Here is a 1,506-nt window from a genome sequence, read left to right on the forward strand (position 1 = left end):
CAGCGGCGCGGTGGGCGGCTCGCTGCTGTTCTCGCAGGGCTATGCCGGCGTGTCGGTGGAGGACTACCACAACGAATACGGCGTGACCGTCGAGCCCGACGTGCGCATCCAGATGCAGCGCCAGCGCCTGGCCACCGCGGGCGAGTGGCGCGATCCGCTGCCGGGCCTGGCTCGCGTGACCTGGCAGTTCGCGAGCAGCCGCTACAAGCATCAGGAAGTGGAGGGCAGTGGCGAGATCGGCACCGTCTTCGAATCCGACGGCAAGGACGGCCGCGTCGAGGCCACGCATGCGGCCTTCCAGGGCAACTGGGGCACGGTTCAGGGCGTGCTGGGCTGGCAGTGGGACCAGAGCGACTTCTCCGCGCTCGGCGAGGAGGCGCTGGTGCCCGGCACCAAGACGCGGAGCAACGCGCTGTTCCTGATCGAGCAGTTCAAGTCCGGCCCGTGGAGCCTGCAGGCGGGCGCGCGCGCCGAGCGCGTCAGCGTGGCTTCGACCGGCGGTGACGAGGAGCGCTTCGGTGATCCCGTGACGCGCCGCTTCAGCCCGAAGAGCCTGTCGCTGAGCGGCGCCTATGAGCTGGGGCAGGGTTTCAGCCTGTCGAGCAACCTGAGCAGCAGCCAGCGCGCGCCGACCTTCTATGAACTCTTCGCCAACGGCGTGCACGTGGCCTCGGGCGCGTTCGAGGTCGGGGACGTCAACCTCGGGCTGGAGCGCGCGAAGGCGGTCGACCTGGGGCTGCACTGGAAGCAGGGCGAGGCCAAATGGAGCCTGCAGGTCTACCAGACGCGTTTCTCGAACTACATCGCGCTGGACGCGAGCGGGCGCAGCGTCGAGCTGGTCGGCGAGGACGGCGGCACCGAGACCGTGCCCGAATACCTGTACCGCGGCGTGAGGGCGCGGATGCATGGCATCGAGCTCGAAGGCCGCCAGCCGCTGCCGGCGGTGGCCGGCTGGGGCCTGACGCTGGGCACGACGCTGGACCTGGTGCGCGGCACCAACCGCGATACCGGCGAGCCGCTGCCGCGCCTGGCGCCGGTGCGCGCCAGCCTGTCGATCCAGGCTGAGCGCGGCCCGTGGCTGATCCAAGCCGAGCTGCGCGGCGCCAGGCGCCAGGACCGCGTGCCGGCGCTGGACACGCCGACGGCCGGTTACGGGATCCTGAGGTTGAACATCGCGCGCCACTTCGACATCGGCAACCTGGACGCGATGTGGTACCTGAAGCTGGACAACCTGGCCAACAAGCTGGCCTACAACGCCGGCAGCGTGCAGACCATCCGCGAGCTGACGCCGCTGCCGGGGCGCAGCGTGTTCGCGGGGTTGCAGGTCAAGTTCTGACCCGGGCGCCGGCCCTCACCCCACCCTCTCCCGCAAGCGGGAGAGGGAGCTTCACCGGCGCGCTTCGCACTTCCTCCCGCTTGCGGAAAAGGGTGCCATCTGTGCGCCCCGCACGCCCTCCCACTTGTGGGAAAGGGGGCCAATCGTTGCGCACTCCCTCTCCCGCTTGC

At 70.3% G+C, this 1,506-nt stretch carries 1 protein-coding gene; it reads left to right on the forward strand.

The genetic code is table 11. The features are described from left to right. Positions 1-1,336: TonB-dependent receptor (locus FUT87_RS02265; RefSeq protein WP_147239928.1), on the forward strand; the 1,336-nt coding region annotated here is incomplete at its 5' end. Between the last annotated feature and the right edge of the window lie 170 nt (positions 1,337-1,506).

This window comes from Mitsuaria sp. TWR114 (assembly GCF_007997345.1).